Source organism: Streptomyces sp. BE303, from assembly GCF_036290945.1.
In the GTDB taxonomy this organism is placed as follows: Bacteria; Actinomycetota; Actinomycetes; order Streptomycetales; family Streptomycetaceae; genus Kitasatospora.
Map to the genome: position 1 here is coordinate 1 of NZ_JAQYWZ010000028.1, position 283 is coordinate 283.

1 protein-coding gene is annotated in these 283 nt (G+C 69.3%); it reads right to left on the reverse strand.

The window, feature by feature from the left end:
• The coding region (locus PUR56_RS00080) for an IS110 family transposase (RefSeq protein ID WP_329947320.1) at nucleotides 1-283 on the reverse strand (283 nt) is incomplete at both ends.

The window sequence follows — 283 nt, forward strand, 5'->3', positions numbered from 1 at the left end:
TCCAGCGTGCGCAGGGTGTGGGGCATGGTGCGGGCCGCGTCCGCGATCACGGCGGCGTCCTTGGCGTCGGTCTTCGCCTCGCCGGGGTAGAGGTCGGCGATTCGTCGCATGGCGAGGCCTGGAAGGTAGGCGACTTGGCAGCCGGCGTCGCGGGCGACGGTCAGGGGCAGGGCGCCGATGGAGGCGGGTTGGTCCACGATCACCAGGACGGTGCCGAATTTCGCGGTCAGTTTCTCGAAGACGGCCCGCAGTTTCGGCTCGCTGTTGGGCAGCGGTTTGTCGA